Source organism: Variovorax sp. GrIS 2.14, from assembly GCF_046115955.1.
Classification (GTDB): domain Bacteria; phylum Pseudomonadota; class Gammaproteobacteria; order Burkholderiales; family Burkholderiaceae_C; genus Variovorax.
In genome coordinates this window covers 241,912-265,191 of sequence record NZ_JBJXIA010000006.1, presented here as the reverse complement: position 1 = coordinate 265,191, position 23,280 = coordinate 241,912, and the positions used below count along the sequence as shown (strand labels likewise).

Annotated in this window: 20 protein-coding genes and 3 tRNA genes; 16 read left to right on the top strand and 7 right to left on the bottom strand. The window is 62.7% G+C overall.

Annotation, left to right across the window (positions count from 1 at the left end; translation table 11 throughout):
- The first annotated feature begins 6 nt into the window (after window positions 1-6).
- The 3 genes from RCH10_RS12855 (at window position 7) to RCH10_RS12845 (ending at window position 2,552) form a co-directional block, all read left to right on the top strand.
- Window positions 7-1,071 (top strand): branched-chain amino acid ABC transporter permease, encoded by a 1,065-nt coding sequence (locus RCH10_RS12855; RefSeq protein WP_409052645.1) that lies wholly within the window; start codon window positions 7-9, stop codon window positions 1,069-1,071.
- Window positions 1,068-1,943 (top strand): alpha/beta fold hydrolase, encoded by an 876-nt coding sequence (locus tag RCH10_RS12850; protein WP_409052644.1) that lies wholly within the window; start codon window positions 1,068-1,070, stop codon window positions 1,941-1,943. The genes RCH10_RS12855 and RCH10_RS12850 overlap by 4 nt, the downstream gene beginning before the upstream one ends.
- Window positions 1,944-2,045: 102 nt before the next feature.
- Window positions 2,046-2,552: a DUF1993 family protein gene (locus RCH10_RS12845; protein WP_409052643.1), complete on the top strand. Its 507-nt coding sequence runs from the start codon at window positions 2,046-2,048 to the stop codon at window positions 2,550-2,552.
- Between the two features lie 66 nt (window positions 2,553-2,618).
- Here RCH10_RS12845 and RCH10_RS12840 read toward each other — a convergent pair whose 3' ends face one another.
- Both RCH10_RS12840 and RCH10_RS12835 read right to left on the bottom strand, forming a co-directional pair.
- Window positions 2,619-3,173 carry a DsrE family protein gene (locus tag RCH10_RS12840; RefSeq protein ID WP_409052642.1) on the bottom strand — a complete coding sequence of 185 codons (555 nt, stop codon included), beginning with the start codon at window positions 3,171-3,173 and terminating at the stop codon, window positions 2,619-2,621.
- Between the two features lie 116 nt (window positions 3,174-3,289).
- Window positions 3,290-3,613 carry an ArsR/SmtB family transcription factor gene (locus tag RCH10_RS12835; protein ID WP_409052641.1) on the bottom strand — a complete coding sequence of 108 codons (324 nt, stop codon included), beginning with the start codon at window positions 3,611-3,613 and terminating at the stop codon, window positions 3,290-3,292.
- 134 nt (window positions 3,614-3,747) lie between these two features.
- On the opposite strand from RCH10_RS12835, the gene RCH10_RS12830 reads away from it, so the two are divergent.
- Both RCH10_RS12830 and RCH10_RS12825 read left to right on the top strand, forming a co-directional pair.
- Complete coding sequence (locus RCH10_RS12830; protein ID WP_409052640.1) at window positions 3,748-4,497, top strand: MBL fold metallo-hydrolase; 750 nt, start codon at window positions 3,748-3,750, stop codon at window positions 4,495-4,497.
- Window positions 4,498-4,520: 23 nt separating this feature from the next.
- Window positions 4,521-4,946 (top strand): beta-lactamase hydrolase domain-containing protein, encoded by a 426-nt coding sequence (locus RCH10_RS12825; RefSeq protein ID WP_409052639.1) that lies wholly within the window; start codon window positions 4,521-4,523, stop codon window positions 4,944-4,946.
- 332 nt (window positions 4,947-5,278) lie between these two features.
- Here the strand turns inward: RCH10_RS12825 and hemH are convergent, their stop codons facing one another.
- A complete protein-coding gene (gene hemH, locus RCH10_RS12820) occupies window positions 5,279-6,322 on the bottom strand; it encodes a ferrochelatase (RefSeq protein WP_323501947.1) in 1,044 nt (347 codons plus the stop codon).
- A gap of 15 nt (window positions 6,323-6,337) precedes the next feature.
- Between hemH and RCH10_RS12815 the strand changes: the two genes are divergently transcribed.
- The gene (locus tag RCH10_RS12815) at window positions 6,338-7,072 is read left to right on the top strand and encodes an HAD family hydrolase (RefSeq protein WP_409052638.1); all 735 of its coding nucleotides are present in this window, start codon (window positions 6,338-6,340) and stop codon (window positions 7,070-7,072) included.
- A 23-nt stretch (window positions 7,073-7,095) separates the two neighbouring features.
- Here RCH10_RS12815 and RCH10_RS12810 read toward each other — a convergent pair whose 3' ends face one another.
- The 4 genes from RCH10_RS12810 to hpnC are packed head-to-tail and all read right to left on the bottom strand — an operon-like array spanning window position 7,096 to window position 10,508.
- The gene (locus tag RCH10_RS12810; RefSeq protein WP_409052637.1) at window positions 7,096-7,395 is read right to left on the bottom strand and encodes a hypothetical protein; all 300 of its coding nucleotides are present in this window, start codon (window positions 7,393-7,395) and stop codon (window positions 7,096-7,098) included.
- A complete protein-coding gene (gene hpnE, locus RCH10_RS12805) occupies window positions 7,392-8,714 on the bottom strand; it encodes a hydroxysqualene dehydroxylase HpnE (RefSeq protein WP_409052636.1) in 1,323 nt (440 codons plus the stop codon). Before hpnE ends, RCH10_RS12810 begins: the two co-directional genes overlap by 4 nt.
- A 28-nt stretch (window positions 8,715-8,742) precedes the next feature.
- The gene (gene hpnD / locus RCH10_RS12800) at window positions 8,743-9,582 is read right to left on the bottom strand and encodes a presqualene diphosphate synthase HpnD (protein ID WP_409052635.1); all 840 of its coding nucleotides are present in this window, start codon (window positions 9,580-9,582) and stop codon (window positions 8,743-8,745) included.
- A complete protein-coding gene (gene hpnC, locus RCH10_RS12795; RefSeq protein WP_409052677.1) occupies window positions 9,579-10,508 on the bottom strand; it encodes a squalene synthase HpnC in 930 nt (309 codons plus the stop codon). Before hpnC ends, hpnD begins: the two co-directional genes overlap by 4 nt.
- A 51-nt stretch (window positions 10,509-10,559) precedes the next feature.
- Here hpnC and RCH10_RS12790 point away from each other — a divergent pair, with 51 nt between their 5' ends.
- The 10 genes from RCH10_RS12790 to RCH10_RS12745 all read left to right on the top strand — a co-directional run bounded on the left by RCH10_RS12790 (window position 10,560) and on the right by RCH10_RS12745 (window position 23,273).
- Window positions 10,560-12,461 carry a potassium transporter Kup gene (locus tag RCH10_RS12790; RefSeq protein ID WP_409052634.1) on the top strand — a complete coding sequence of 634 codons (1,902 nt, stop codon included), beginning with the start codon at window positions 10,560-10,562 and terminating at the stop codon, window positions 12,459-12,461.
- Between the two features lie 90 nt (window positions 12,462-12,551).
- Entirely contained in the window at window positions 12,552-13,742 is a 1,191-nt protein-coding gene (locus RCH10_RS12785; protein WP_409052633.1) for an efflux RND transporter periplasmic adaptor subunit, read from the top strand.
- Window positions 13,739-16,912, top strand: coding sequence for an efflux RND transporter permease subunit (locus tag RCH10_RS12780; protein ID WP_409052632.1), 3,174 nt, complete (start codon window positions 13,739-13,741; stop codon window positions 16,910-16,912). Before RCH10_RS12785 ends, RCH10_RS12780 begins: the two co-directional genes overlap by 4 nt.
- A 76-nt stretch (window positions 16,913-16,988) precedes the next feature.
- Window positions 16,989-17,075, top strand: a tRNA-Leu gene (locus RCH10_RS12775).
- 26 nt (window positions 17,076-17,101) lie between these two features.
- The gene (tig, locus tag RCH10_RS12770; protein ID WP_323496971.1) at window positions 17,102-18,415 is read left to right on the top strand and encodes a trigger factor; all 1,314 of its coding nucleotides are present in this window, start codon (window positions 17,102-17,104) and stop codon (window positions 18,413-18,415) included.
- A gap of 147 nt (window positions 18,416-18,562) precedes the next feature.
- Entirely contained in the window at window positions 18,563-19,174 is a 612-nt protein-coding gene (gene clpP, locus RCH10_RS12765) for an ATP-dependent Clp endopeptidase proteolytic subunit ClpP (RefSeq protein ID WP_187052311.1), read from the top strand.
- A 105-nt stretch (window positions 19,175-19,279) separates the two neighbouring features.
- Window positions 19,280-20,545 (top strand): ATP-dependent Clp protease ATP-binding subunit ClpX, encoded by a 1,266-nt coding sequence (clpX, locus tag RCH10_RS12760; RefSeq protein WP_187052310.1) that lies wholly within the window; start codon window positions 19,280-19,282, stop codon window positions 20,543-20,545.
- A gap of 10 nt (window positions 20,546-20,555) precedes the next feature.
- The gene (lon, locus tag RCH10_RS12755) at window positions 20,556-23,006 is read left to right on the top strand and encodes an endopeptidase La (RefSeq protein WP_323496972.1); all 2,451 of its coding nucleotides are present in this window, start codon (window positions 20,556-20,558) and stop codon (window positions 23,004-23,006) included.
- A gap of 51 nt (window positions 23,007-23,057) precedes the next feature.
- Window positions 23,058-23,133 (top strand) — tRNA-Gly (locus RCH10_RS12750).
- 66 nt (window positions 23,134-23,199) lie between these two features.
- Window positions 23,200-23,273: transfer RNA gene (locus RCH10_RS12745), tRNA-Cys, on the top strand.
- The last annotated feature ends 7 nt before the right edge of the window (window positions 23,274-23,280 follow it).

The following is a 23,280-nucleotide window of genomic DNA, read 5'->3' as shown; positions in this document are numbered from 1 at the left end:
CCGGCAATGTTGAAACGCCTTCTCTCCAATGACATGCCGCGCAGCCGCGTGCTGGCGGTGCTGCTGGTTGCGCTGTTGCTCGGCCTGGCCTTCGCGCCCTTCATCTTCCCCGGTGTCAAGGCGCTGAGCGTGGCGGCCAAGGTGCTTGTGTTCATCGTGTTGGTGGCGAGCTTCGACCTGCTGCTGGGCTACACCGGCATCGTGAGCTTCGCGCACACGATGTTCTTCGGCATCGGGGCGTATGGCATCTCGATCGCGGCGACGCGGCTCGGTGCCAACTGGGGCGCAGTAGCGGTCGGGCTCGGCGCTTCGCTTGCGGTGTCGCTGGTGTTGGCACTGGCCGTCGGCTTGTTTTCGCTGCGCGTCCGGGCGATCTTTTTCGCGATGATCACGCTCGCGGTGGCATCGGCTTTCCAGACGCTGGCGTCGCAGTTGTCGGACTTCACCGGCGGCGAAGACGGCCTCACGTTCAAGCTGCCCGCGCTGATCTCGCCGAGCTTCGAATTTGCCGACGAGCCGTTCTTGGGTGTCTCGCTCGACGGCCGCTTGCTCTGCTACTACCTGCTGTTCGTGGTCGCGGTCGTGCTGGTGCTGGCGTTGCTGCGCATCGTCAACTCACCGTTCGGTCGAGTGCTGCAGGCGATTCGCGAGAACGAGTTTCGGGCCGAGGCTATCGGCTACCGCGTGGTCGTGTATCGCACCACGGCTGCCGTGCTGTCGGCGCTGTTCGCGACGCTCGCGGGCGCGATGCTGGCGATTTGGCTGCGCTACAACGGGCCGGACACTTCGCTCAGTTTCGAGATCATGGTCGACGTGCTGTTGATCGTCGTCATCGGCGGCATGGGCAGCATCTACGGGGCGGTGATCGGTGCGGCGTTGTTCGTCATGGCACAGAGCTATCTGCAGGACTTGCTCAAGCTCGGCAGCGATGCGGCGAGCGGCTTGCCGTGGCTGTCCGCGCTGCTGTCGCCCGACCGCTGGCTGCTGTGGATGGGCGTGCTGTTCGTGTTGTCGGTGTATTACTTTCCGACCGGCATCGTCGGCCGTTTGCGCGCGAGGGCCTTGCGATGACCCCGCCGTCTTCCTGCTACGTCAAGATACTGGGGCGCGAAATCCACTGGATGGATTGGGGTCCGCAAGACGGACCGGTCGTCGTCGCATGGCACGGCTTGGCACGGACCGGCCGCGACATGGATGAGCTCGCTGCACACTTTGCCGCCAAGGGATTCCGGGTGGTGTGCCCCGACACCATCGGCCGTGGCCTGAGCCAGTGGAGCCCGGCGCCCGACGATGAGTACCAGCTCTCGTTCTATGCCCGGCTTGCAGAAGCGTTTTGCGATGCACTGAAGCTCGATCGCATCCACTGGGTCGGCACGTCGATGGGCGGCGCCATCGGCACCGTGTGCGCGTCGGGCCTGACCGTGCCACGCATGAAGTCGCGCATCGCGAGCCTCACGTTGAACGACAACGCCCCACAGCTTGCGCAGTCGGCCATCGACCGCATTCGCGCCTATGCCGGCAACCCGCCGGCCTTCGACACCGTCGCCGAACTCGAAGCGTTTTTTCGCACGGTTTACAAACCTTATGGATGGCTCAGCGATGCGCAGTGGCTGCGTCTGACCGAGACTTCGACGCGCCGCCTGCCCGACGGCCGAGTGACGCCGCACTACGACCCGTCGATGGTGCGGCAGTTCACGGCGCATGAAAACGACTACCTCATCTGGCCGCACTGGGATGCGATCGCGGCACCCGTGCTGTTGCTGCGTGGTGTCGACTCCGATCTGGTACGCCCCGCGGTCATCGATGAGATGCGCGGCCGTGGCCCGGGCGCCGCCGGGCGATTGCAAGTGATCGAAGTGCCCGGTTGCGGCCATGCGCCGGCGCTGAATGTGGATTCGCATCTGGCGCCGATCGAGGCCTTCGTGCGCTCAGCAGGAATCTGAGCGCGCGGTCACAATCGCGGCCCGAGTCACGAGCAAGCTGTCGCGACTCATCCCCACGCACTCAGTGCGCCAATATCGCAAAAGCGACTCCAGGAGATTCCCATGGCCCTCACGATGTATGACGCATCCGTTACCGTTTTCATGCACAACCTCAAGCAGCTGTCGCACCTGCTCGACAAGGGCGCTGCGCATGCCGAGTCCACTGGCATCGACCCGGCGACGCTGGTGCAGGCCAAGCTGGCCGAAGATATGCGCCCGCTGTCGTTCCAGATCCAGAGCGCGAGCGATGCCAGCAAGCTGGCCGTGGTGCGTTTGAGCGGCGTCGCGGCACCGAGCTTTCCCGATACCGAAACGACTTTCGACGAGCTGCGCGCACGCGTCGCCAACACACGCGACTACCTAGAGACCGTCTCGCGCCAAGCCTTCGAGGGCAGCGAGGAACGCGTCGTCACGATGAAGGCGGGCACGGTCGAGCTTGAATTCACCGGCCAGTCGTACCTGCTGCACTTTGCGCTGCCGAACTTCTTCTTCCACGTGACGACCGCGTACGACATCCTGCGTCACAACGGCGTGCCGGTCGGCAAGCGCGACTTTCTCGGTCGCCTGTAACTGGCACTGAGCTTGGGACGCTGGTCAGGCCGTCGACTCTCTGAGTCCGGGCAACGAAAAGACTTGTCACGGCGTGATTGGCAGATACCCGGATTTCTCGAAATCGACCAAGGTGCCCATCCCGGAGACGACCACACGGGCGTACGGCAACAAGTCTTGAGCCGAGTAGCCTTTCAGTCGCATGGCGACGCTACATTCGTACAGCTTTGCGCCCTGTTTGACCATCTCGTCGAGCAGGGCCCGATTCGGATTGCCTGCCGGATGCGGTGTTTTGACTTTGCTGTCGTAGGCATCGTCAGTCAATAGAAATTGCGCGCCGTCAGCCCTGAAGACCACGGCAATGTCGTAGTCCTTGCCAGGCTGCATGCCAAGCGCTGCGTAATGGTCGAACAAGTTTTTCGCTGCCAGCACCTGTTTGGCAATGCCATTGGGAACAGTGTCTGCGTAGTTAATCTGAATGACGACCTTCAGCCCGGTCTGTGCCGCGATCTGCAATGGCGGCTTGGTGTTTTCGGCGGCCGGGACTGTCGTTTGAGCCGACGCAATAGACGTTCCGCACTGCAACGACAGGGCGAGAAGAACTGTCGTGACGATTGACAATAAGTTGATTGGTTTTTTCATCTGTTTTCCTTGGTTTGTGGTCCTATGCGGATCGCGGTAGCTGGCTGCAGCGATACCTATCAAACCCCCGCCCGCCAAAGCCGGCCAGGGCGTGAACATATTCCAGGCACTCGTCATCATTGTTCCTTCGGGCAGTACAGGCGATAGAGAACCTCGAGGATCTGCAGAAGGTTCGGATCGGTCACGCTGTAGTAGATGTTCTTGCCCTCGCGGCGTGTGGCGACCACGCCCTCGTTGCGCAGCACGCCCAGTTGTTGCGACAGCGTCGGCTGGCGGATGTCGAGGTGTGTTTCCAGATCGCCCACGCACATCTCGCCTTGCGACAACTGACACAGCAACAACAGTCGCTCGACGTTGGCCAGTAACTTGAGCGCACCGACGGCCTGATCGGCAGCCCGGCGCAGCGTTTCAGTGTCGAAGGCGATGGCTGCGGATTTCATGAAGGGGAATCGATTTCAAAGGCTTGCTTTCATTATGCGTATCAATATAATATAAATCAATGTAATTTTGCTGGCAAAAGCACGCCCCGCTTTAAGTGCTGGCCTGCCATACCGCCCGACCCAGGAGAACTTCGATGATCTTTCGCCAACTGTTCGAGCCGTTGTCGAGTACCTACAGCTACTTGTTGGGTTGCCAGAACACAGGCAGGGCTATCCTGGTCGATCCGGTGATCGTCACCATGGAGCGCGATCTGGCAGAAGTCGGCCGCCTTGGCCTGACGCTGGCGTTCACCGTGGAGACGCATATCCATGCCGACCACATCACGGCCGCCCTCGAACTCAAGAACAAGGTCGGCAGCAGGATCGTGGCACCGGCATTCGATCGGCTGGCCTGCGTCGATGTCGGCATCGAAGAAGGAACGCCGTTCACGATGGGAAGCATCGAGTTGCAGCCGCTGCACACGCCGGGTCACACGGCCGGGCACTTTGCTTACCTGCTTGGCGACAGGCTGTTGACCGGCGACGCGTTGCTGATCGAAGGCTGCGGCCGTACGGACTTCCAGAATGGTGATGCCGATGCCTTGTACAAAAGCGTCACTGAAAAACTGTTTTCATTGCCGGATGACACGCTGGTTTATCCGGCCCACGACTATCAGGACCGGCGCGTTTCAACCATTGCGCAGGAAAAGAAACGCAACCCTCGCCTCGGCCAGCAGCAAACCCTGGAGCAGTTCCGGGACACGATGGCCAAGCTGAAACTGCCATATCCGAAGTTCATCGATTACGCCGTGCCCGGCAACCGGCAGTGCGGTGTCTGTCCGGACCATCTTCCCGAAAACCTGGCGCAATACTGCGACCACATGACCGAAAGCCTCCAGGGCTGATCTCATTTTCAAGGAGCCAAAGCATGACCTCGTTCACCCGCATCGACGACCAAATTTTTATGGGGCCCCAACCTACCGAACAGGATCTCGATGCTGCCAGGCAGCAAGGCATCAGAACGGTGATCGATTTCCGGTTGCCATCAGAGACTGTGGCATCCAACCAGAGTTTGACGAAGACTCACGGGATGGCCTACATCAACATTCCGGTCAACAAAGCCGCGCTGTCGGCGGACCAGATAGGGGTCTTGGACAATGCAATGAAAGAACACGAAGGCCCGTTTCTGTTGCACTGCGCCACCGGCGCGCGCGCAGCGCTGCTCCTGTCGCTGAGCAAGGCGGGACAGGAAGGTTGGAATAGCAGTCAAACATTTGCCGAAGCGAAACGATTCGGCTTCGATCTGGAAACGTCACCGGAATTTGTGAAATTTGTGAAGCAGATTCACGGTTGATAAGACGCGGACAGATCAGTCAACTCAAGTATTCAAATGTGCGTCCTTGCTGGAACGGACCGGTTCTGTCGCTTCAGAGTGCCCGCCCGGGCCACCCACCGTGTTGGTTCCCCGACCGCTGTTGAATTCGGCGTTGCGCAATTTGATCGACAACTCGCTGCGCCATGGGGGAGGCAGTGCCGGTCTTATTCGTGTGGAATGTGCGGATTCAGGGCACATGCAGTGGAGCGATTCTGGCGGCGTGGCGCCAGCGACTTCAATGGCTCCGGAAAAATCACGAGCCTAACGATTCCGCATTGCGGCAGTCCCGCGTTCTCCGGGAATCTGTGCGGCTAACCCTGCAGGGTCGGCCAGCCAGCGAGGTTGCGCTCGGTGATGTCGGCCAGCGCGGTGATCCACGCCGGGCTGTCGTTAAGGCACGGAATAAAGTGGAACTCGCCGCCGCCTTCATGCACGAAAGCCTCACGGCCTTCCATCGCGATTTCTTCCAGCGTCTCGAGGCAGTCCGCCGGAAAGCCGGGGCACATCACATCGACGCGACGGGTACCGGCTGCGCCCAGTTCCCGCAGGGTCGGCTCGGTGTAGGGCTCCAGCCACTTCGCGCGACCGAAGCGCGACTGGAAGGTCACGCGATGCTGCGCCGGCGAGAGCTGCAGTCGCGCCACCAGCAGGCGCGCGGTTTCGAGGCACTGCTCCTGGTAAGGATCACCCAGCGCGATGTTGCGTGCCGGGATGCCGTGAAAGCTCATGAGCAGCACATCGCCCCGGCCATTGAGCTGCCAGTAGCGCTCGACACCTTGGGCCAGCGCATCGATGTAGCCGGCGTCGTCGTGGTAACGGTTGACGAAGCGAAACTCCGGCATGCGGCGCTGCCGCTTGGTCCACGCCTGCACCGCATCGATTACGCTGGCCGTCGTGGTCGCCGAATACTGCGGGTAGGCCTGCATTACCAGTACGCGGGTCACGCCCTCGGCCTGCAGCGCATCGAGCTGCGAGGCGATCGACGGATTGGCATAGCGCATCGCGTCGCGCACCGTGACGCGATGGCCGCGTTCGCCGAGCCAGCCGGCCAGCATGACGGCCTGCTTTTTCGTCCACACCTTGAGCGGTGACCCTTCGGGCAGCCAGATGCTGGCGTATTTGGCAGCCGACTTGGCGGGCCGCACGCGCAGGATGATCCCGTGCAGGATCAGGCACCAGATGGCACGCGGAATTTCCACCACGCGGTAGTCATGCAGGAACTGCGAAAGGTAGCGCCGCACCGCCGGCGCGGTGGGCTCGTCGGGCGAGCCGAGGTTGCACCAGAGCACGGCGGTGCGCTCGTTGGCAGGAGATGTAGCAGGGGAGACCGGGCTCGGCGCAGGGCTGGAAGGCATGCGATATTCTCTCGCATGACCTCAGAAGCTGCAGTCCCGGTCGCTCCCGCCCCACTCGATGTAAAGCGCATTTCAGCGATTTCCCTCGACCTCGACGACACCCTCTGGCCCGTGTGGCCCGCCATCGAGCGCGCCGAGCGCGTGCTCCATGCATGGCTCGTCAAGGAGGCGCCGAAGACTGCGGAGCTGCTGGTCACACCCGGCATCCTGCGCGAGCTGCGCGAAGCCACCGCCAAGGAGCGATCGGACCTGGCGCATGACCTCAGCGCACTGCGCCGCGAGTCGATTCGCACCGCGCTACGGCGCGCCGGTGAAGACCCGGCCCTGGCCGACCCGGCCTTCGATGCCTTCTTCGCGCAGCGTCAGCGCGTGGAGCTCTACGACGATGCGCTGCCGGCCCTCAAGTGGCTGAGCGAGCGCTACCCGCTGGTCGCGATTTCGAACGGCAATGCAGACATCCACCTCACCGGCGTCGGACGCTGGTTTCGCACCGCCTTCAATGCGCGCGCGTTCGGCAGCGGCAAGCCGCATGCGCCGATCTTTCGCGCGGCTGCCGCTTCCATCGGCCTGTTGCCGCGCGACGTGCTGCATGTGGGCGACGACGCCGCGCTGGACGTGGTCGGCGCGCTCAACGCCGGCATGCAGGCGGCCTGGCTGGTTCGCGACGAGCGACCTTGGGAGCACGATGCGAGGCCGCAGCTGATCGTGCCGAACTTGCACGCGCTGTGCGTGGCGCTGGAAGCAGGCTAGCCGCGCAGTCCGAGCGACCGGCTTCAGTCGAGTGCAAATTGTTCCCGAACCGCTTCGCAAAAACTTGCCGTGCCGCTGATCGAGACGACGAAGGTGCGCCGCGCTGCGCCTTCGTCGGGTTCCTGCAGATCGAAGTCCCAGTCGGCGCCAGCGCTCAACTCGCCGCGTCCAAGGGGGAACAGGGCATTAGCCCATGCAAGCACCTGCGCGATTTCAGCCTCGACCTGAGCGGCCTCGGCTTGCGTGGTCGACGCCATCGCTTCGAAAGTGCCGATGCCTTCCGTGTCTTCCGTGAAGTCGAAGACGAGGTACTGCAGTGTCATGGCGAGGGCATTTTTTTTGCCGCTGCGGCCAGTCCGCTCATGACCGCACCTTCGAGCGTGGCGGGATAAGGGCCTTCGATGTAGTCGCCGCAAGCGTCGAGGCCGGGCGCTATCGACATCGGAGGGCGCGCGAGGCCGGGCGTGCAGGCGAAGGTCGCGCGCTTTTCGACCACGGTCAGCACGACTCTGGGATCGGCGCAACCCAGTTGCTCGCGGGCCTGGGCAACGACTTGCGACTCGAGCATCGCGCGCTCGGTCGAACTCGCGCTCACGACCATGGCCCATAAGCCGTCCGGACCACCGGTCGGTGCGCGATCGAAGACGAACTGGGCGGGTGCGTCGGCCGTCGAGCGCAGTGCCAGCATCGGCTCGGGCAGCCTATGGCCGCCTTCGAGATAGACCGTCGTGATGGCTTCGAATCGCAAGGCGCGTGCGTTGGCGGACCAGCTTCTGGCTTGCACAACGCCGCTCGATTCGACCAGCCGTGCCGCCTCGCCGGGAGGGCATGCGAGCACGACGTGATCGAACTCGCCGTTGGCATACTCGACGCCGGCCTTGCCTTTGTCGCCGTCTCCGACGATCCGCCAGCCACTCGCTGCGGGGACGATCGCCTGCACGCGGCAGCCCGGCGCGATGCGGCCGCCATGCGCTGCCACCCAGCGTGCCGCTGCTTCCGGAAACAGCGCACCCAGATCGACACGCGGCAGCAAGAGATTCGATCCGCCGCTCACCCCGAACATCGCATCACGCAGCACGCGCAAGAACACCTGGCCGCTGGCCGCGTCTGCTGCCGTGTTCAGCGCCGAGACGCACAGTGGATCGATCATCTCGGCCCGTACGCGGTGCGTGAGTTCACCGCACAAATCGGCGACCGTGCGGTCTGCCTCGCACTCGAACTTCGTGCGTTGCCATCCCGCGGCGACGCGCAGCAGCGACAGCTTGTCGCGCCACGACCAGCCGCGTGCGCTCACGATGCCTATCAGCGCGTCGAGCGGTGCCGGCAGCTTGGGAAAGCGCAAGCCCATGCCGTCAGGAAAGACCATCGTCAGCGGCGTGCGCAGAAGTGCGGTGTCGACATCGATGCCGACCTGTCGCATCAAGCGCAAGGTCTGGGTGTAGGCGCCGATGAGGATGTGCTGGCCGTTGTCGAGGGTTATGTTTTGGCCGTCGGCCAGGGTGGCCTGGACGGCGCGGGCGCGGCCGCCGAGGGTGCGGGCGGCTTCGAAGATGGTGACATCGTGGCCGGCTTGGGTGGCGGCCACTGCGGCGGAGAGGCCCGACCAACCTGCGCCGACGATGGCGACGGCAGTTGCCCTCATGGGGAGGGAGCAATGCGGCGCCGTCGCGTCATACGCGACCCAAAGCCTGGACACGCCACGCGAGCCAAAGCTTGCGCACCGGCGTCAGGCTCACGCGCTGGTTCAGCACTTGGAAGTCGTCGCTCTCGATCTCGCGCAGCAGCGTGCGGTAGATGCTCGCCATCATCAGGCCGGGCTTCTGCGTACGTCGGTCGGCAGCGGGCAGCAGCGTCAGCGCTTCGTCGTAGGCGGCATGGGCACGCGCGGCCTGAAACTTCATCAGCGCGACGAATTGCTCGGAGTGGACGCGGTTGAGCACCTCGTGCGCCTTGACGTCGAACTGCTGCAACTCGTTCACGGGCAGGTAGATGCGGCCGCGCAATGCGTCTTCGCCTACATCGCGAATGATGTTGGTGAGCTGCAGAGCGAGGCCGAGCTTGTGGGCGTACTGCGTGGTTGCGTCCTCAGTCTGTCCAAAGATGCGTGCCGCGACTTCGCCGACAACGCCGGCCACGCGGTGGCAGTAAAGGCGCAGGGCAGGGAAGTCGAGGTACCGCGTCTGGTCTAGGTCCATCTGGCAACCGTCGATGACTTCGTGCAGCTGCCGCGCCTCGATGCCGTAGGCGCCCGCATGCGGCATGAGCGCCTTCATGACCGGGTGCCGCGGTTGGCCGGCAAAAGACTGGGCGACCTCGGTGCGCCACCAGGCGAGCTTGGTGGCGGCGACGCCGGGGTCGGTCACTTCGTCGACCACGTCGTCGACCTCGCGGCAGAACGAATAGAACGCAGTGATGGCGGCGCGACGCGGCTTCGGCAGAAAGAGGAAGGCGTAATAAAAGCTGCTGCCCGATGCAGCCGCCTTGTCCTGGACGTACTGTTCGGGCGTCATCGCGGGGATGCTTCTTCTTTTTTCATCGGTTGCGATTGTCTCCGCATCCACAGGGTTCGCCAGGCCAGCAGCGGCGCATCGCTTTTGCCGATGGTCGGACGCTCTGAAAAAGTGTCGAAGCCGATGGCCTCGATCTTGTCGAGGATGCGCAGGCCGCCCTGCACGACGAGGCGCAGTTCCCAACCGGCGCGGCCGGACAGTCGGTGCACGAGCGGTGCGCCTTGCTGCATCAGCTCGCGTGCCCATGCGGTTTCTTGTGCCATCAGCGCGATGGCCTGCCGTGGTGGCTTGGCCGAAGTCATCGGCCTGAAAGAGTCGAAGCTTTCGCGCGCCAGCCCGTGCGCCGCACAATCCGCCAGGGGAAGATAGAAGCGTCCGCGCGGCAGATCGACGCTCGGGTCTTGCCAGAAATTAATGAGCTGCAGTGCGCTGCAGATGGCGTCGCTCCGGCGCAGAGATTCCGATTCGGCGATGCCGTAAAGATGCAGCAGCAGCCGGCCCACCGGATTGGCCGATCGGCGGCAGTAGTCGAGCAGCTCGGCGCGGTCGGCATAGGCGCCGCCGTCGCGCGTTTTCTCGATGTCCTGCATAAAAGCAGAGAGCAGATCGGCCAGCAGCGATTCGGGCAATTCGAACTGGGCCATGGCAGCCGCGAGCGGTCCGAACACGCCGGGCCAGCGCGACGAGGCAGCGTGCCCAGATGCAATGGCGGTCAGGTCGGCGCGGAATGCCCTCAGGTCGGCGAGCCGCTCATCGGCAGACGCATCGCCCTCGTCGGCGATGTCGTCGGCGGTGCGGGCGAACCCATAGATGGCCGCAATCGGTGGGCGCAGGCGCGGCGGGCATAACCACGACGCGACCGGAAAATTTTCGTAGTGGTCAGGCACGTCGGCGATTGTCGGCGAGTCGCCACACGTCGGTCGCAGTCTGTCCCGCCCGGCCCTATGCTCGTCGTACCGTCACGCTCGAACCACCGTATGAACTCTCCCCCCAAGACGCTGCAGGACGCGGCCAAGACGCCACCGGGCGCAGGCCTGATGATCGCCGCGCTCGGTGTGGTGTTCGGTGACATCGGTACCTCGCCGCTGTATGCGTTCAAGGAAACGTTGAACCCGGACCATGGCGTGCCTTTTTCGCCGGACGCGGTGCTCGGCATGCTGTCGCTGATCTTCTGGGGCCTGATGTTCGTGGTCACGCTCAAGTACGTGGTGTTCGTGCTGCGCGCCGACCACGATGGCGAAGGTGGCATCCTGGCCTTGCAGGCGCTGGCGCGCCGGGCAATGGAAGGTCCGGGAACGCCGGTCTGGGCCTGGCAACTGCTTGGCATGCTGGGCCTGGTCGGCGCGGCGATGTTCTACGGCGACAGCCTCATCACCCCGGCCATCTCGGTGCTGTCCGCGGTCGAGGGGCTGGAGGTGCTGCAACCAGGGCTGGAACGCTTCGTGATCCCGATCACCATCGTCATCCTGATTGGTTTGTTCATGGTGCAGCGCAAGGGCACGGCGGTGGTCGGCAAGGTCTTCGGGCCGGTCATGCTGCTGTGGTTCTTCCTTCTGGCGGTGGGTGGGGCATGGCAGATCTGGCAGCAGCCGCAGGTGCTGGCAGCGCTCGATCCGCGCCATGCTTTCAGCTTCTTGTTCACGCATCGGGCGCAGGCGCTGCCCGTACTCGGCGCTGTGTTCCTGGCGTTCACCGGTGGCGAGGCGCTGTATGCCGATATGGGGCATTTCGGCGCGCGGCCGATTCGGCTGGCGTGGGCGTTTGTCGCGCTACCCGGCCTGGTGCTCAATTACTTCGGCCAGGGCGCTTTGGTGCTTGGCAATCCGGCAGCCATCGACAACCCGTTTTTCCGACTCTTCCCGGCATGGAGCGTATTGCCGATGGTGGTGCTCGCGGCCATGGCCACGGTCATCGCTTCGCAAGCAGTGATCTCCGGCGCCTTTTCCCTGACAGCGCAGGCGATGCGCATGGGCTACCTGCCGCGCATGCGTGTGGTGCAGACCTCGCGCGATGCCATCGGGCAGATCTATGTGCCGGCAATCAACTGGATGCTGATGGTCGGCGTGCTGTTGCTGGTGCTGGGCTTTCGGAGTTCGAGCGCGCTCTCCGCCGCCTACGGCATCGCGGTGTCGATCACCATGGTCACGACGACGCTGCTGGCGGGCGTGGTGGCTTATGGGCTCTGGCGCTGGAACCGCGTTGCGGTGGTCGTCGGCGTGGTGCTCTTCGCGATCGTCGACCTGACCTTCGTTTTTGCCAACAGCCTGAAAGTGGCGCAGGGCGGCTGGCTCACGCTCGCGGTCGCCGCGGTGGTCATGGTGATATTCACCACCTGGGCGAAGGGGCGGCGCATCGGCCTCGAAGTCGCGGCCGCCGAGCGCCTGCCGCTCAAACCGTTCATCGAATCGCTCGCCATCAACCTGCCGCATCGGGTGCGTGGCACGGCGGTGTTTCCCAGCGTCGATGTCGACTCGGTGCCGTATGCGCTGCTGCACAACCTGAAGCACAACCAGGTGCTGCACGACCAGGTCATCGTGCTGCTGGTCCGGCCCTGCGACACGCCGCGTGTGGACGCGGCCCAGCGCATCGAGTCTGAGTCGCTGGGCCACGGCGTCTGGACGGTGACCGCGCGGCACGGCTTCATGGAACCGCCGGACGTGCCGAATTTCATTCGCATCTTCGCGTACCAGCAGGGTATCGGCTGCGACTCTATGACGACCTCGTACTTCACCTCGCGGGCGTCGATCTCGGCCAATTTGCCGGGCATGAACCCGCTGCGCGTGGCGCTGTTCAGTTGGATGCAGCGAAATGCGGGGCGCGCTTCGGACTACTTTCATCTGCCGGGCAACCGGCTGGTGGAGCTTGGGCAACGGACCTGACCGGCCAATTGACACGCTTTCGCGTTTACCCTAGATTACTAACCGCCCGGTCAGTAATGACTGCCGTTTCGTTTTCTCAAGGTAGGTCCTATGCCCGCGTTGCCCCTCGTTCGCGCTGTTTTTGCTCGCCGCGGTTCCCTGGTCACTTCAGCAGTCGCGGCAGCATTTGCCGCATTGGCGATTGCCGGCTGCTCGCATCCCGCCGCGCCAGAGGAGCCGTTGCGCGCGGTCAAGATCACGACGGTCGGTGTCTCCACTTTTGACACCGAGCCCGAGTTTTCCGCCGAGGTGCGGGCCCGCGTGGAATCGCGCATCGGCTTTCGGGTCGGCGGCAAGATCACCAAACGCCAGGTCGATATGGGCCAGCATGTGAATGCCGGCCAGGTGCTCGCGCAACTCGATCCGCAGGATTTCAAGCTCGCGACAGATGCGGCGCGTGCCCAGCTGGCCGCAGCGACGACCAATCGCGACATCGCAGCGAGTGACCTCAAGCGCTACCAGGGGTTGCGCGACCAGAACTTCATCAGTGGGGCCGATCTCGAGCGCCGCGAGACCACCTACAAATCGGCGCAGGCGCAGTTCGAGCAGGCACAGGCGCAGTTGTCGTCGCAGGGCAATCAGGCCAACTACACGACGCTGGTGGCCGACGTGCCGGGCATCGTCACCGCCATCGAGGCCGAGCCGGGCCAGGTGGTGACTTCCGGCACGCCGGTGGTTCGCATCGCGCAGGACGGCGCACGCGACGTGGTGTTCGCGGTGCCGGAAGACCGTGCTGCGCTCATCAAGCCGGGTGCGCCGGTGACAGTGCGCGGCTGGGCTGGCGGTGCTGAACTCGAAGGCAAGGTGCGCGAAGTCGCGGCCAGTGCGGATGCGGTGACGCGCACCTACACCGTCAAGGTCGCCATCGATGCGGCGACCGCGCCTGCGCTCGGTGCCACCGTCTATGCCCGCCCGCAGAGCCTGTCGCGCAGCGGCACCGCGGTGATCAAGTTGCCGACCAGCGCGCTGCGTCAGGAGGGCCAGGGCAGCGCTGTCTGGGTGCTCGACAAGGACACCATGACGGTGCGTTTGCAAGCCGTGCAGGTCGCGACGGCCGACGGCAACGCGGCGGTGATCTCCGGTGGCATCACGCCCGGGATGATGGTCGTTGTGGCCGGCGTGCACGTACTGCAGCCGGGCCAGAAGGTGTCGATCTATCAGGATAAGAACGCCATCGCAGCGGCGCCTTCCCCTGCGCCCGCCGCCGCTGTCGTGCCCACCGCAGCGGGTGCCAAACAATGACGTCGCCGGTCGACGCCAAGCCCGCCGGGTTCAATCTCTCCAAATGGGCGCTCGACCACGGGGCGCTCACACGCTACCTGATGCTGGTGCTCATGGTGCTGGGGTTCACTTCGTACTTTCAGCTCGGGCAGGACGAAGACCCGCCGTTCACCTTCCGGGTGATGGTCGTGCAGACGTTCTGGCCCGGGGCCACTGCGCAGCAGGTGGCCGAGCAGGTCACCGACAAGATCGAGCGCACGCTGCAAGAGGTGCCGTACGCCGACAAAATCCGCAGTTACTCGAAGCCGGGTGAGTCGCAGATCATTTTCGAGATCAAGGATTCGTCCAGGGCCAGTGAGGTACCTAACGTCTGGTACACGGTGCGCAAGAAGATCGCCGACATGCGCGGAAACTTGCCCGGCGGCATCCAGGGCCCGTTCTTCAACGACGAATTCGGCGATGTCTTCGGCGTGATCTACGCACTCGAAAGCGAAGGCTTCAGCCAGTCCGAGCTCAAGACCTTTGCCGACGATGTGCGCCAGCGCCTCTTGCGCGTCAAAGACGTTTCCAAGGTGCAGCAATTCGGTCTGCAGGACGAAAAAGTCTTCATCGAGGTTTCGCAGAAGCGCGTGGCGCAACTGGGGCTCGACTTCAACGCGGTGCTGGCGCAGATCGGCTCGCAGAACGCAGTCGAGCCTGCCGGCACGATCCAGTCGCCTTTGGATGTGGTGCAGGTGCGCGTGGCAGGGCAGTTCACCAGCGTCGAACAGTTGCGCGACATGCCCATTCGCGGCAGTTCGGGCAACCAGCTGCGCCTCGGCGACATCGCCGACATTCACCGTGGCTACGTCGATCCGCCGACCGTCAAGGTGCATTACCAGGGCAAGGAAGTGGTGGCACTCGGCATCTCGATGGCCAAGGGCGGCGACATCATCGCGTTGGGCAAGGCGCTGAAGGTCGCGACCAAAGAGATCGACAGGCAGTTGCCGGCCGGCGTCAAGCTGGCGCAGATCCAGGACCAGCCGGTGGCGGTGGCCGACTCCGTCAGCGAGTTCATCGACGTACTGGTCGAGGCCGTGGCCATCGTGCTGGCAGTGAGCTTCATCGCGCTCGGGCTTCACAAGGGCGGGCGCTTCGGCTGGTATGTCGACATCCGGCCGGGGCTGGTGGTGGCGATCACCATTCCGCTGGTGCTGGCGCTGACTTTCCTGGCGATGAACTACTTCGGCATCGGGCTGCACAAGATTTCGCTCGGCTCGCTGATCATCGCGCTCGGCCTCTTGGTCGACGACGCGATCATCGCGGTCGAGATGATGGTGCGGAAGATGGAAGAGGGCTACGACAAGGTGCGTGCCGCGACCTACGCCTACGACGTGACCGCCAAGCCGATGCTGACTGGCACCTTGATCACCGCGGCTGGCTTCCTGCCTATCGGCATCGCGAAGTCTGTGACGGGCGAGTACACCTTCGCGATCTTCGCGGTGACCGTGATCGCCCTGCTGTTGAGCTGGATCGTGTCGGTGTATTTCGTGCCGTATCTCGGCACGGTGCTGCTCAAGGTGAAGCCGCACGACCCTGACGCGCCACCGCACGAGCTGTTCGACTCGCCCTTCTACAACACGTTCCGCCGCACGGTGAACTGGTGCGTGGAGTACCGCTGGATCACCATCGGTGCGACTGTTGCGATTTTTGCGTTGGGTATCGTCGGCATGGGCAAGGTCCAGCAGCAGTTCTTTCCCGATTCGAGTCGACCTGAAATCCTGGTTGAACTGTGGTCGCCCGAAGGCACCTCGTTCGCAGCGTCTGAAGCCATTGCCCGACGTGCCGAGAAACGGTTCATGCAGGAGTCCGGCGTGGCCACGGTGGCGACCTGGATCGGCACCGGCGTGCCTCGCTTCTATCTGCCACTCGACCAGGTGTTCCCGCAAACCAACGTGTCGCAGATGATCGTGCTGACGAAAGATCTGCATCAGCGAGAGTTGCTTCGCGTGAAACTGCCGGCCATCCTGGCGCAGGAATTCCCCGAGGTGCGGGGCCGCGTCAAGCTGCTGCCCAACGGCCCGCCTGTCGCATACCCGGTGCAGTTTCGCGTGATCGGCACGGATCCGGCGACGCTGCGCATCAAGGCCGACGAGGTCAAGGCCGTGATGCGCGACAACGCCAACATGCGCGGCGTCAACGACAACTGGAACGAGTCGGTCAAGGTGATCCGGCTCGAGATCGATCAATCGAAGGCACGCGCCTTGGGCGTGACGAGCCAGGCGATCGCGCAAGCGTCCAAGACGATGTTCAGCGGCACCAACGTGGGCCAATACCGCGAAAACGACCGGCTCATCGACATTGTCTTGCGCCAGTCACCGGACGAGCGCCAGGCGATCTCGGACATCGGCAACGCCTACATCCCGACGACATCGGGCCATTCGATTCCGTTGACACAGATCGCCCGGCCGGTATTCACATGGGAGCCGGGCGTGATCTGGCGCCAGAACCGTGACTACACGATCACCGTGCAGGGCGACATCGTCGAGGGGCTGCAAGGCGCGACCGTGACCAGCCAGTTGCTGCCGAAGCTGCGCGAGATCGAGGCGAAGTGGCGGGCCGACGGGCAGGGCGCCTATCGCATCGAAGTGGCGGGCGCCGTGGAGGAGAGCAGCAAGGGTTCGTCGTCGATCGTGGTCGGCGTGCCGATCATGCTTTTCCTGGTGTTCACGTTGCTGATGCTGCAGTTGCATAGCTTCAGCCGGTCGTTGCTCGTGTTCATTACCGGGCCGCTGGGTATTGCGGGTGTGTCGGCGGCATTGCTGCTGTTGAACCGGCCGTTCGGCTTTGTCGCGTTGCTCGGCGTGATCGCGTTGATGGGCATGATCCAGCGCAACTCGGTAATCCTGATCGACCAGATCGAGAGCGATCGGGCAGCGGGCGTGCCTGCCTGGGATGCGATCGTCGAATCGGCTGTGCGGCGGCTGCGGCCGATCGTGCTGACCGCGGCGGCTGCGGTGCTGGCGATGATTCCGCTGTCGCGCAGTGTCTTCTGGGGGCCGATGGCGGTCGCCATCATGGGCGGGCTGATCGTGGCAACCGTGCTGACCCTGTTGGCCTTGCCTGCAATGTATGCCGCGGCGTTCAGGGTCAAGCGCGAACCTGTCGAAGGTTCGCAAGAGGTGCTGAAACACGTCCCCGTTAGCGTTTAAAATGCGCGGTTGACCGATTTCGACGGGTGGTCTGCTTTTCAGAGGCCGCCCGTTTTCGCATCCATTTCACCTGATCGCGCGGGTGGCGAAATTGGTAGACGCACCAGGTTTAGGTCCTGACGTTCGCAAGAACGTGCCGGTTCGAGTCCGGCCCCGCGCACCAGAAACCCCATCAAAAGGAAGAGTCCGATGACCGTGAACGTTGAAACCCTCGAAAAGCTCGAACGCAAGATCACGCTGACCTTGCCGGCCAGCACCATCCAGTCCGAAGTCGACTCGCGCCTGAAGAAGCTGGCCCGTACCGTCAAGATGGACGGCTTTCGTCCCGGCAAGGTGCCGATGAACGTCGTGGCCCAGCGCTACGGCTATTCGGTTCACTATGAAGTGATGAACGACAAGGTCGGCGAGGCTTTTTCGCAAGCCGCCAACGAAGCCAAACTCCGTGTTGCCGGCCAGCCGCGCATCACCGAGAAGGAAGAGTCGCCTGAAGGCGAACTGGCTTTCGACGCGATTTTCGAGGTGTTTCCTGAAGTCAAGATCAAGGACCTGGCCGGTGCTGAAGTCGAACGCATCACCGCCGAAGTCGGCGACGACTCGATCGACAAGACTCTCGACATCCTGCGCAAGCAGCGCCGCACCTTCGCGCAACGCGCCATCGACGCTGCAGCGCAAGACGACGACCGCGTGACAGTCGACTTCGAAGGCAAGATCGAAGGCGAGACCTTCCAGGGCGGCAAGGCCGAAGACTTCCAGTTCATCATCGGCGAAGGCCAGATGCTGAAGGAATTCGAAGACGCGGTGCGTGGTTTGAAGTCCGGCGACAGCCGCACCTTCCCGCTCTCTTTTCCGGCCGACTATCACGGCAAGGATGTGGCCGGCAAGCAGGCCGACTTCATGGTCACCGTGAAGAAGATCGAATCGACGCACCTGCCAGAAGTCAACGAACAACTCGCCAAGTCGCTCGGCATCGCCGAAGCCACCGTCGAAGGCCTCCGTGCCGATATCAAGCGCAACCTCGAACGTGAAGTGAAGTTCCGTTTGCTGGCGCGCAACAAGAACGCCGTGATGGACGCGCTGATCACCAATGCCGAACTCGACCTGCCCAACTCGAGCGTGCAGGCCGAAGTCGACCGCATGGTCGAAGGCGCCCGTGCCGAGCTCAAGCAGCGCGGTATCAAGGACGCCGACAAGGCACCGATTCCCGACGACGTGTTCCGTCCGCAAGCCGAGCGCCGCGTGCGTTTGGGCCTGGTCGTCGCCGAGCTGGTGCGTGCCAACGAACTGCAAGCCAAGCCGGAGCAGATCAAAGCCCATATCGACGAGCTGGCCGCAAGCTACGAAAAGCCGGCCGACGTGGTGCGCTGGTACTTCAGCGACAACCGCCGTCTGGCCGAAGTCGAAGCTGTCGTGATTGAGAACAACGTGACGGATTTCGTGCTCGGCAAGGCCAAGGTCGCCGACAAGTCGGTGTCGTTCGACGAGCTGATGGCGCAGCAAAACTGATAGCTGCTGGAGAGCTGCCGTCTCTGCATGAGCGGGGACGGAAATGGGGCTTGTGCTTTGCGGTACGAGCCCCATTTCACTGAGGCGTACAGTCAGTGGCAGTCAATGACGAATTACGAACGAACCCCTTATTCGGAGAGCAAATTCATGAGCGCACAAGAAATTCAAGGCCTCGGCATGGTTCCGATGGTCATCGAGCAGTCGGGCCGCGGCGAGCGGTCTTACGACATCTATTCGCGCTTGCTGAAAGAGCGCGTGATTTTCCTGGTGGGCGAGGTCAACGACCAGACCGCCAATCTGGTGGTTGCGCAGTTGCTGTTCCTCGAGAGCGAGAACCCGGACAAGGACATTTCGTTCTACATCAACTCGCCGGGCGGCAGCGTGAGCGCCGGCATGGCGATCTACGACACGATGCAGTTCATCAAGCCCGACGTGTCCACCCTGTGCATCGGCTTTGCCGCCAGCATGGGCGCGTTTTTGTTGGCAGCCGGCGAAAAGGGCAAGCGCTTCTCGTTGCCCAATTCCAAGATCATGATTCACCAGGTGCTGGGCGGCGCACGCGGTCAGGCAACCGATATCGAGATTCATGCACGCGACATCCTGAAGACGCGTGAGCAGATGAACCGCATCCTTGCGGAGCGCACCGGTCAACCGCTCGAAAAGATCCAGCGCGACACCGAACGCGACTATTTCTTGACGGCCGACGAGTCCAAGGAATATGGCTTGGTCGACCAGGTTATTTCCAAACGCGGTGTGTAACCGTTCGCGGCGCTGACGCGCCACGGCAACGAACGGCGTTTCCCACACGGGGAACGCCGTTTTTGTTTCGCTATCATTGATAAATCCCAGTTACGAGGCACCTGCATGGCCGACAAAAAAGGCTCTTCCAGCGAAAAAACGCTTTACTGCTCGTTCTGCGGAAAGAGCCAGCACGAGGTCAAGAAGCTGATCGCAGGGCCATCGGTCTTCATCTGCGACGAGTGCATCGACCTCTGCAACGAAATCATCCGCGACGAGTTGCCCGCCGGTGAAGAAGCACGCGACGCCCGCAACGATCTGCCGACACCGCTCGAGATCAAGACCAACCTCGACAACTACGTGATCGGCCAGGAGCCGGCGAAGCGCATGTTGTCGGTGGCTGTGTACAACCACTACAAACGTCTGCGTCACAAGGAAAAGTCCAAGGGCGAAGAGGTCGAACTCAGCAAGAGCAACATCCTGTTGATCGGCCCGACCGGTTCGGGCAAGACGCTGCTGGCGCAAACGCTGGCGCGCATGCTCGACGTGCCTTTCGTGATGGCCGATGCCACCACGCTGACCGAAGCCGGCTACGTCGGCGAAGACGTAGAGAACATCATCCAGAAGCTCCTGCAAAGCTGCAACTACGAAGTAGAGCGGGCGCAGCGCGGCATCGTCTACATCGATGAAATCGACAAGATCTCGCGCAAGTCGGACAACCCGTCCATCACGCGCGACGTGTCGGGCGAGGGCGTGCAGCAGGCGCTGCTGAAGCTCATCGAAGGCACGATGGCCAGCGTGCCGCCCCAAGGCGGACGCAAGCACCCGAACCAGGACTTTCTGCAGATCGACACGACCAACATCCTGTTCATCTGCGGCGGTGCTTTCTCCGGACTTGAAAAGGTCATCGAGAACCGCACCGAGGCGTCGGGCATCGGCTTCGGCGCCTCGGTGCGCAGCAAGAAGGAACGCAGCCTGACCGATGTGTTCCGCGAAGTCGAACCCGAAGACCTGATCAAGTTCGGCCTGATTCCCGAACTCGTCGGTCGCATGCCGGTGATTGCTTCGCTGGCCGAACTCAGCGAAGACGCGCTGGTACAGATCCTGACCGAACCCAAGAACGCGGTGGTCAAGCAGTTCACCAAGCTGCTGCAAATGGAAGGCGTCGACCTGGAGATTCGTCCGGCGGCGTTGAAGGCGATTGCACGCAAAGCGCTGGCACGAAAGACCGGCGCCCGCGGATTGCGCTCGATCCTTGAACAGTCGTTGATCGACACCATGTTCGAACTGCCTAACGCGATCAATGTCGACAAGGTGGTGGTCGAGGAATCGACCATCGATGAAAACAAGCCCCCGCTGCTCGTGTACCGCGAAGCAGCGAAAAAGGCCTAAAAGGATTTCCATGTCCGGTCATATCCCCTTGCCATCCGATGCCCTCGACCTGCCGCTGCTCCCGCTGCGCGATGTCGTGGTGTTTCCTCACATGGTCATCCCGCTTTTCGTGGGCCGACCCAAAAGTATCAAGGCGCTCGAACTCGCGATGGAATCCGAGCGCCGCATCATGCTGGTGGCGCAGAAGGCCGCGGCCAAGGACGAGCCTTCTGTCGAAGACATGTTCGAGGTCGGCTGCGTCTCGACCATCCTGCAGATGCTCAAGCTGCCAGACGGCACCGTGAAGGTGCTGGTGGAAGGCCAGCAACGCGCACGCGTGAACCGCATCGACGACAGCGAGACCCACTTCTCGGCCAACGTGAGCCCGATCGAAGCGGTCGAAGGCGCCGCCAAGGGCACCGAAGTCGAAGCATTGCGCCGCGCGGTCATGCAGCAGTTCGACCAGTACGTGAAGCTCAACAAGAAGATCCCGCCCGAGATCCTCACGTCGATCTCCAGCATCGACGATCCGGGTCGCCTCGCCGACACGATCGCCGCACACCTGCCGCTGAAGCTCGACAACAAGCAGGCTGTGCTCGACCTCGACGACATCAAGGCGCGCCTGGAAAACCTGTATGGTCAACTCGAGCGCGAAGTCGACATCCTGAACGTCGACAAGAAGATTCGTGGCCGCGTGAAGCGCCAGATGGAGAAGAACCAGCGCGACTTCTACCTGAACGAGCAAGTCAAGGCGATCCAGAAAGAGCTGGGCGAAGGTGAAGACGGCGCCGACATCGAGGAGATCGAGAAAAAGATCAAGCTCGCCAAGATGCCGAAAGAGGCGCTGAAAAAGGCCGAGAGCGAACTCAAGAAGCTCAAGCTGATGTCGCCGATGTCAGCCGAGGCGACAGTGGTGCGCAACTACATCGACGTGCTGGTCGGCCTGCCGTGGAGCAAGAAGACCAAGATCAAACACGACCTGGCCAATGCCGAGGCGGTGCTCAACGAAGACCACTACGGGCTCGACAAGGTCAAGGACCGCATCCTGGAATACCTCGCGGTGCAACAACGCGTGGACAAGGTAAAGGCGCCGATCCTGTGTCTGGTCGGCCCTCCAGGTGTCGGCAAGACTTCGCTCGGCCAGTCGATCGCGAAAGCGACCGGCCGCAAGTACACGCGCATGGCCCTGGGCGGCATGCGTGACGAGGCTGAGATTCGCGGGCATCGCCGCACGTACATCGGCGCGCTGCCGGGCAAGGTGCTGCAGGGCCTGAACAAGATCGGGACGCGCAATCCGCTTTTCCTGCTCGACGAAATCGACAAGCTGGGCACCGACTTCCGTGGCGACCCGTCGAGCGCTCTGCTCGAAGTGCTCGACCCCGAGCAGAACCACACCTTCGGCGACCACTATGTCGAGGTCGATTTCGATTTGTCCGACGTGATGTTCGTGGCGACTTCGAACTCAATGAACATCCCGCCGGCACTGCTCGACCGGATGGAGGTCATTCGTCTCTCGGGCTATACCGAAGACGAGAAGACTCACATCGCGCTGAAGTACCTTCTGCCCAAGCAGTTGAAGAACAACGGCGTGAAGGACGAAGAGCTCCTCATCACCGAAGAAGCGGTGCGCGACATCGTGCGCTACTACACGCGTGAAGCCGGCGTGCGCTCTCTCGAGCGGGAACTGTCGAAGATCTGTCGCAAGGTCGTCAAGGGCCTGCTGCTCAAGAAGATGACGCCGAAGGTGACCGTTGACGGCAGCAACCTGAACGACTTTCTGGGCGTGCGCAAGTACAGCTTCGGTCTGGCTGAAAAGCAGAACCAGGTCGGCCAGGTCGTCGGTCTTGCATGGACCGAAGTGGGCGGCGATCTGCTCACGATCGAAGCGGTGACGATGCCTGGCAAGGGCGTCATCACACGCACCGGTTCGCTCGGCGACGTGATGAAGGAATCGGTCGAGGCCGCACGCACGGTGGTGCGCAGCCGGGCGCGCCGCCTTGGCATCAAGGACGAGATGTTCGAGAAGCGCGACATCCACATCCACGTGCCCGATGGCGCGACGCCGAAAGACGGCCCGAGCGCCGGCGCCGCGATGACGACGGCTTTCGTATCGGCGTTGACGGGCATTCCGGTGCGTGGCGATGTCGCGATGACCGGCGAGATCACCTTGCGCGGCGAAGTGACTGCCATCGGCGGCTTGAAGGAAAAGTTGCTTGCTGCCTTGCGTGGCGGAATCAAGACGGTGCTCATCCCGGAAGAAAACGCCAAGGACTTGCAGGACATTCCCGAGAACGTGAAGAACGGGCTCGAGATCGTGCCGGTGAAGTGGATCGACAAGGTGCTCGAGATCGCTCTCGAGAGAATGCCGACGCCGCTGTCCGATGAAGAAGTCGCTGCCTCTGCTGCAGCGGTCGCCGAGTTGGCAAAGCAGCGTTCTGCGCAGCCGGCTCCAGCTCCCACGGAAGGCTCGATCAAACATTGATCGAGCCTTGCCAGAGAGCCAAAAGTTGTTGTATAATCTGAGGCTCGAAACGCGGGATTAGCTCAGTTGGTAGAGCGCAACCTTGCCAAGGTTGAGGTCGAGAGTTCGAGTCTCTTATCCCGCTCCAAGTTTTGAAAAAGGGAAGCTACATGCTTCCCTTTTTTTCGCAGGTTGTTTTCGAACAGTTCTTTTTGGCGCGATAGCAAAGCGGTTATGCAACGGATTGCAAATCCGTGTAGCCCGGTTCGACTCCGGGTCGCGCCTCCATTAGACC

Coding starts and splice junctions, on each gene's coding strand:
- RCH10_RS12855 (WP_409052645.1), top strand. CDS start 7: ATGTTGAAACGCCTTCTCTCCAATGACATGCCGCGCAGCCGCGTGCTG.
- RCH10_RS12850 (WP_409052644.1), top strand. CDS start 1,068: ATGACCCCGCCGTCTTCCTGCTACGTCAAGATACTGGGGCGCGAAATC.
- RCH10_RS12845 (WP_409052643.1), top strand. CDS start 2,046: ATGGCCCTCACGATGTATGACGCATCCGTTACCGTTTTCATGCACAAC.
- RCH10_RS12840 (WP_409052642.1), bottom strand. CDS start 3,173: ATGAAAAAACCAATCAACTTATTGTCAATCGTCACGACAGTTCTTCTC.
- RCH10_RS12835 (WP_409052641.1), bottom strand. CDS start 3,613: ATGAAATCCGCAGCCATCGCCTTCGACACTGAAACGCTGCGCCGGGCT.
- RCH10_RS12830 (WP_409052640.1), top strand. CDS start 3,748: ATGATCTTTCGCCAACTGTTCGAGCCGTTGTCGAGTACCTACAGCTAC.
- RCH10_RS12825 (WP_409052639.1), top strand. CDS start 4,521: ATGACCTCGTTCACCCGCATCGACGACCAAATTTTTATGGGGCCCCAA.
- hemH (WP_323501947.1), bottom strand. CDS start 6,322: ATGCCTTCCAGCCCTGCGCCGAGCCCGGTCTCCCCTGCTACATCTCCT.
- RCH10_RS12815 (WP_409052638.1), top strand. CDS start 6,338: ATGACCTCAGAAGCTGCAGTCCCGGTCGCTCCCGCCCCACTCGATGTA.
- RCH10_RS12810 (WP_409052637.1), bottom strand. CDS start 7,395: ATGACACTGCAGTACCTCGTCTTCGACTTCACGGAAGACACGGAAGGC.
- hpnE (WP_409052636.1), bottom strand. CDS start 8,714: ATGAGGGCAACTGCCGTCGCCATCGTCGGCGCAGGTTGGTCGGGCCTC.
- hpnD (WP_409052635.1), bottom strand. CDS start 9,582: ATGACGCCCGAACAGTACGTCCAGGACAAGGCGGCTGCATCGGGCAGC.
- RCH10_RS12790 (WP_409052634.1), top strand. CDS start 10,560: ATGAACTCTCCCCCCAAGACGCTGCAGGACGCGGCCAAGACGCCACCG.
- RCH10_RS12785 (WP_409052633.1), top strand. CDS start 12,552: ATGCCCGCGTTGCCCCTCGTTCGCGCTGTTTTTGCTCGCCGCGGTTCC.
- RCH10_RS12780 (WP_409052632.1), top strand. CDS start 13,739: ATGACGTCGCCGGTCGACGCCAAGCCCGCCGGGTTCAATCTCTCCAAA.
- tig (WP_323496971.1), top strand. CDS start 17,102: ATGACCGTGAACGTTGAAACCCTCGAAAAGCTCGAACGCAAGATCACG.
- clpP (WP_187052311.1), top strand. CDS start 18,563: ATGAGCGCACAAGAAATTCAAGGCCTCGGCATGGTTCCGATGGTCATC.
- clpX (WP_187052310.1), top strand. CDS start 19,280: ATGGCCGACAAAAAAGGCTCTTCCAGCGAAAAAACGCTTTACTGCTCG.
- lon (WP_323496972.1), top strand. CDS start 20,556: ATGTCCGGTCATATCCCCTTGCCATCCGATGCCCTCGACCTGCCGCTG.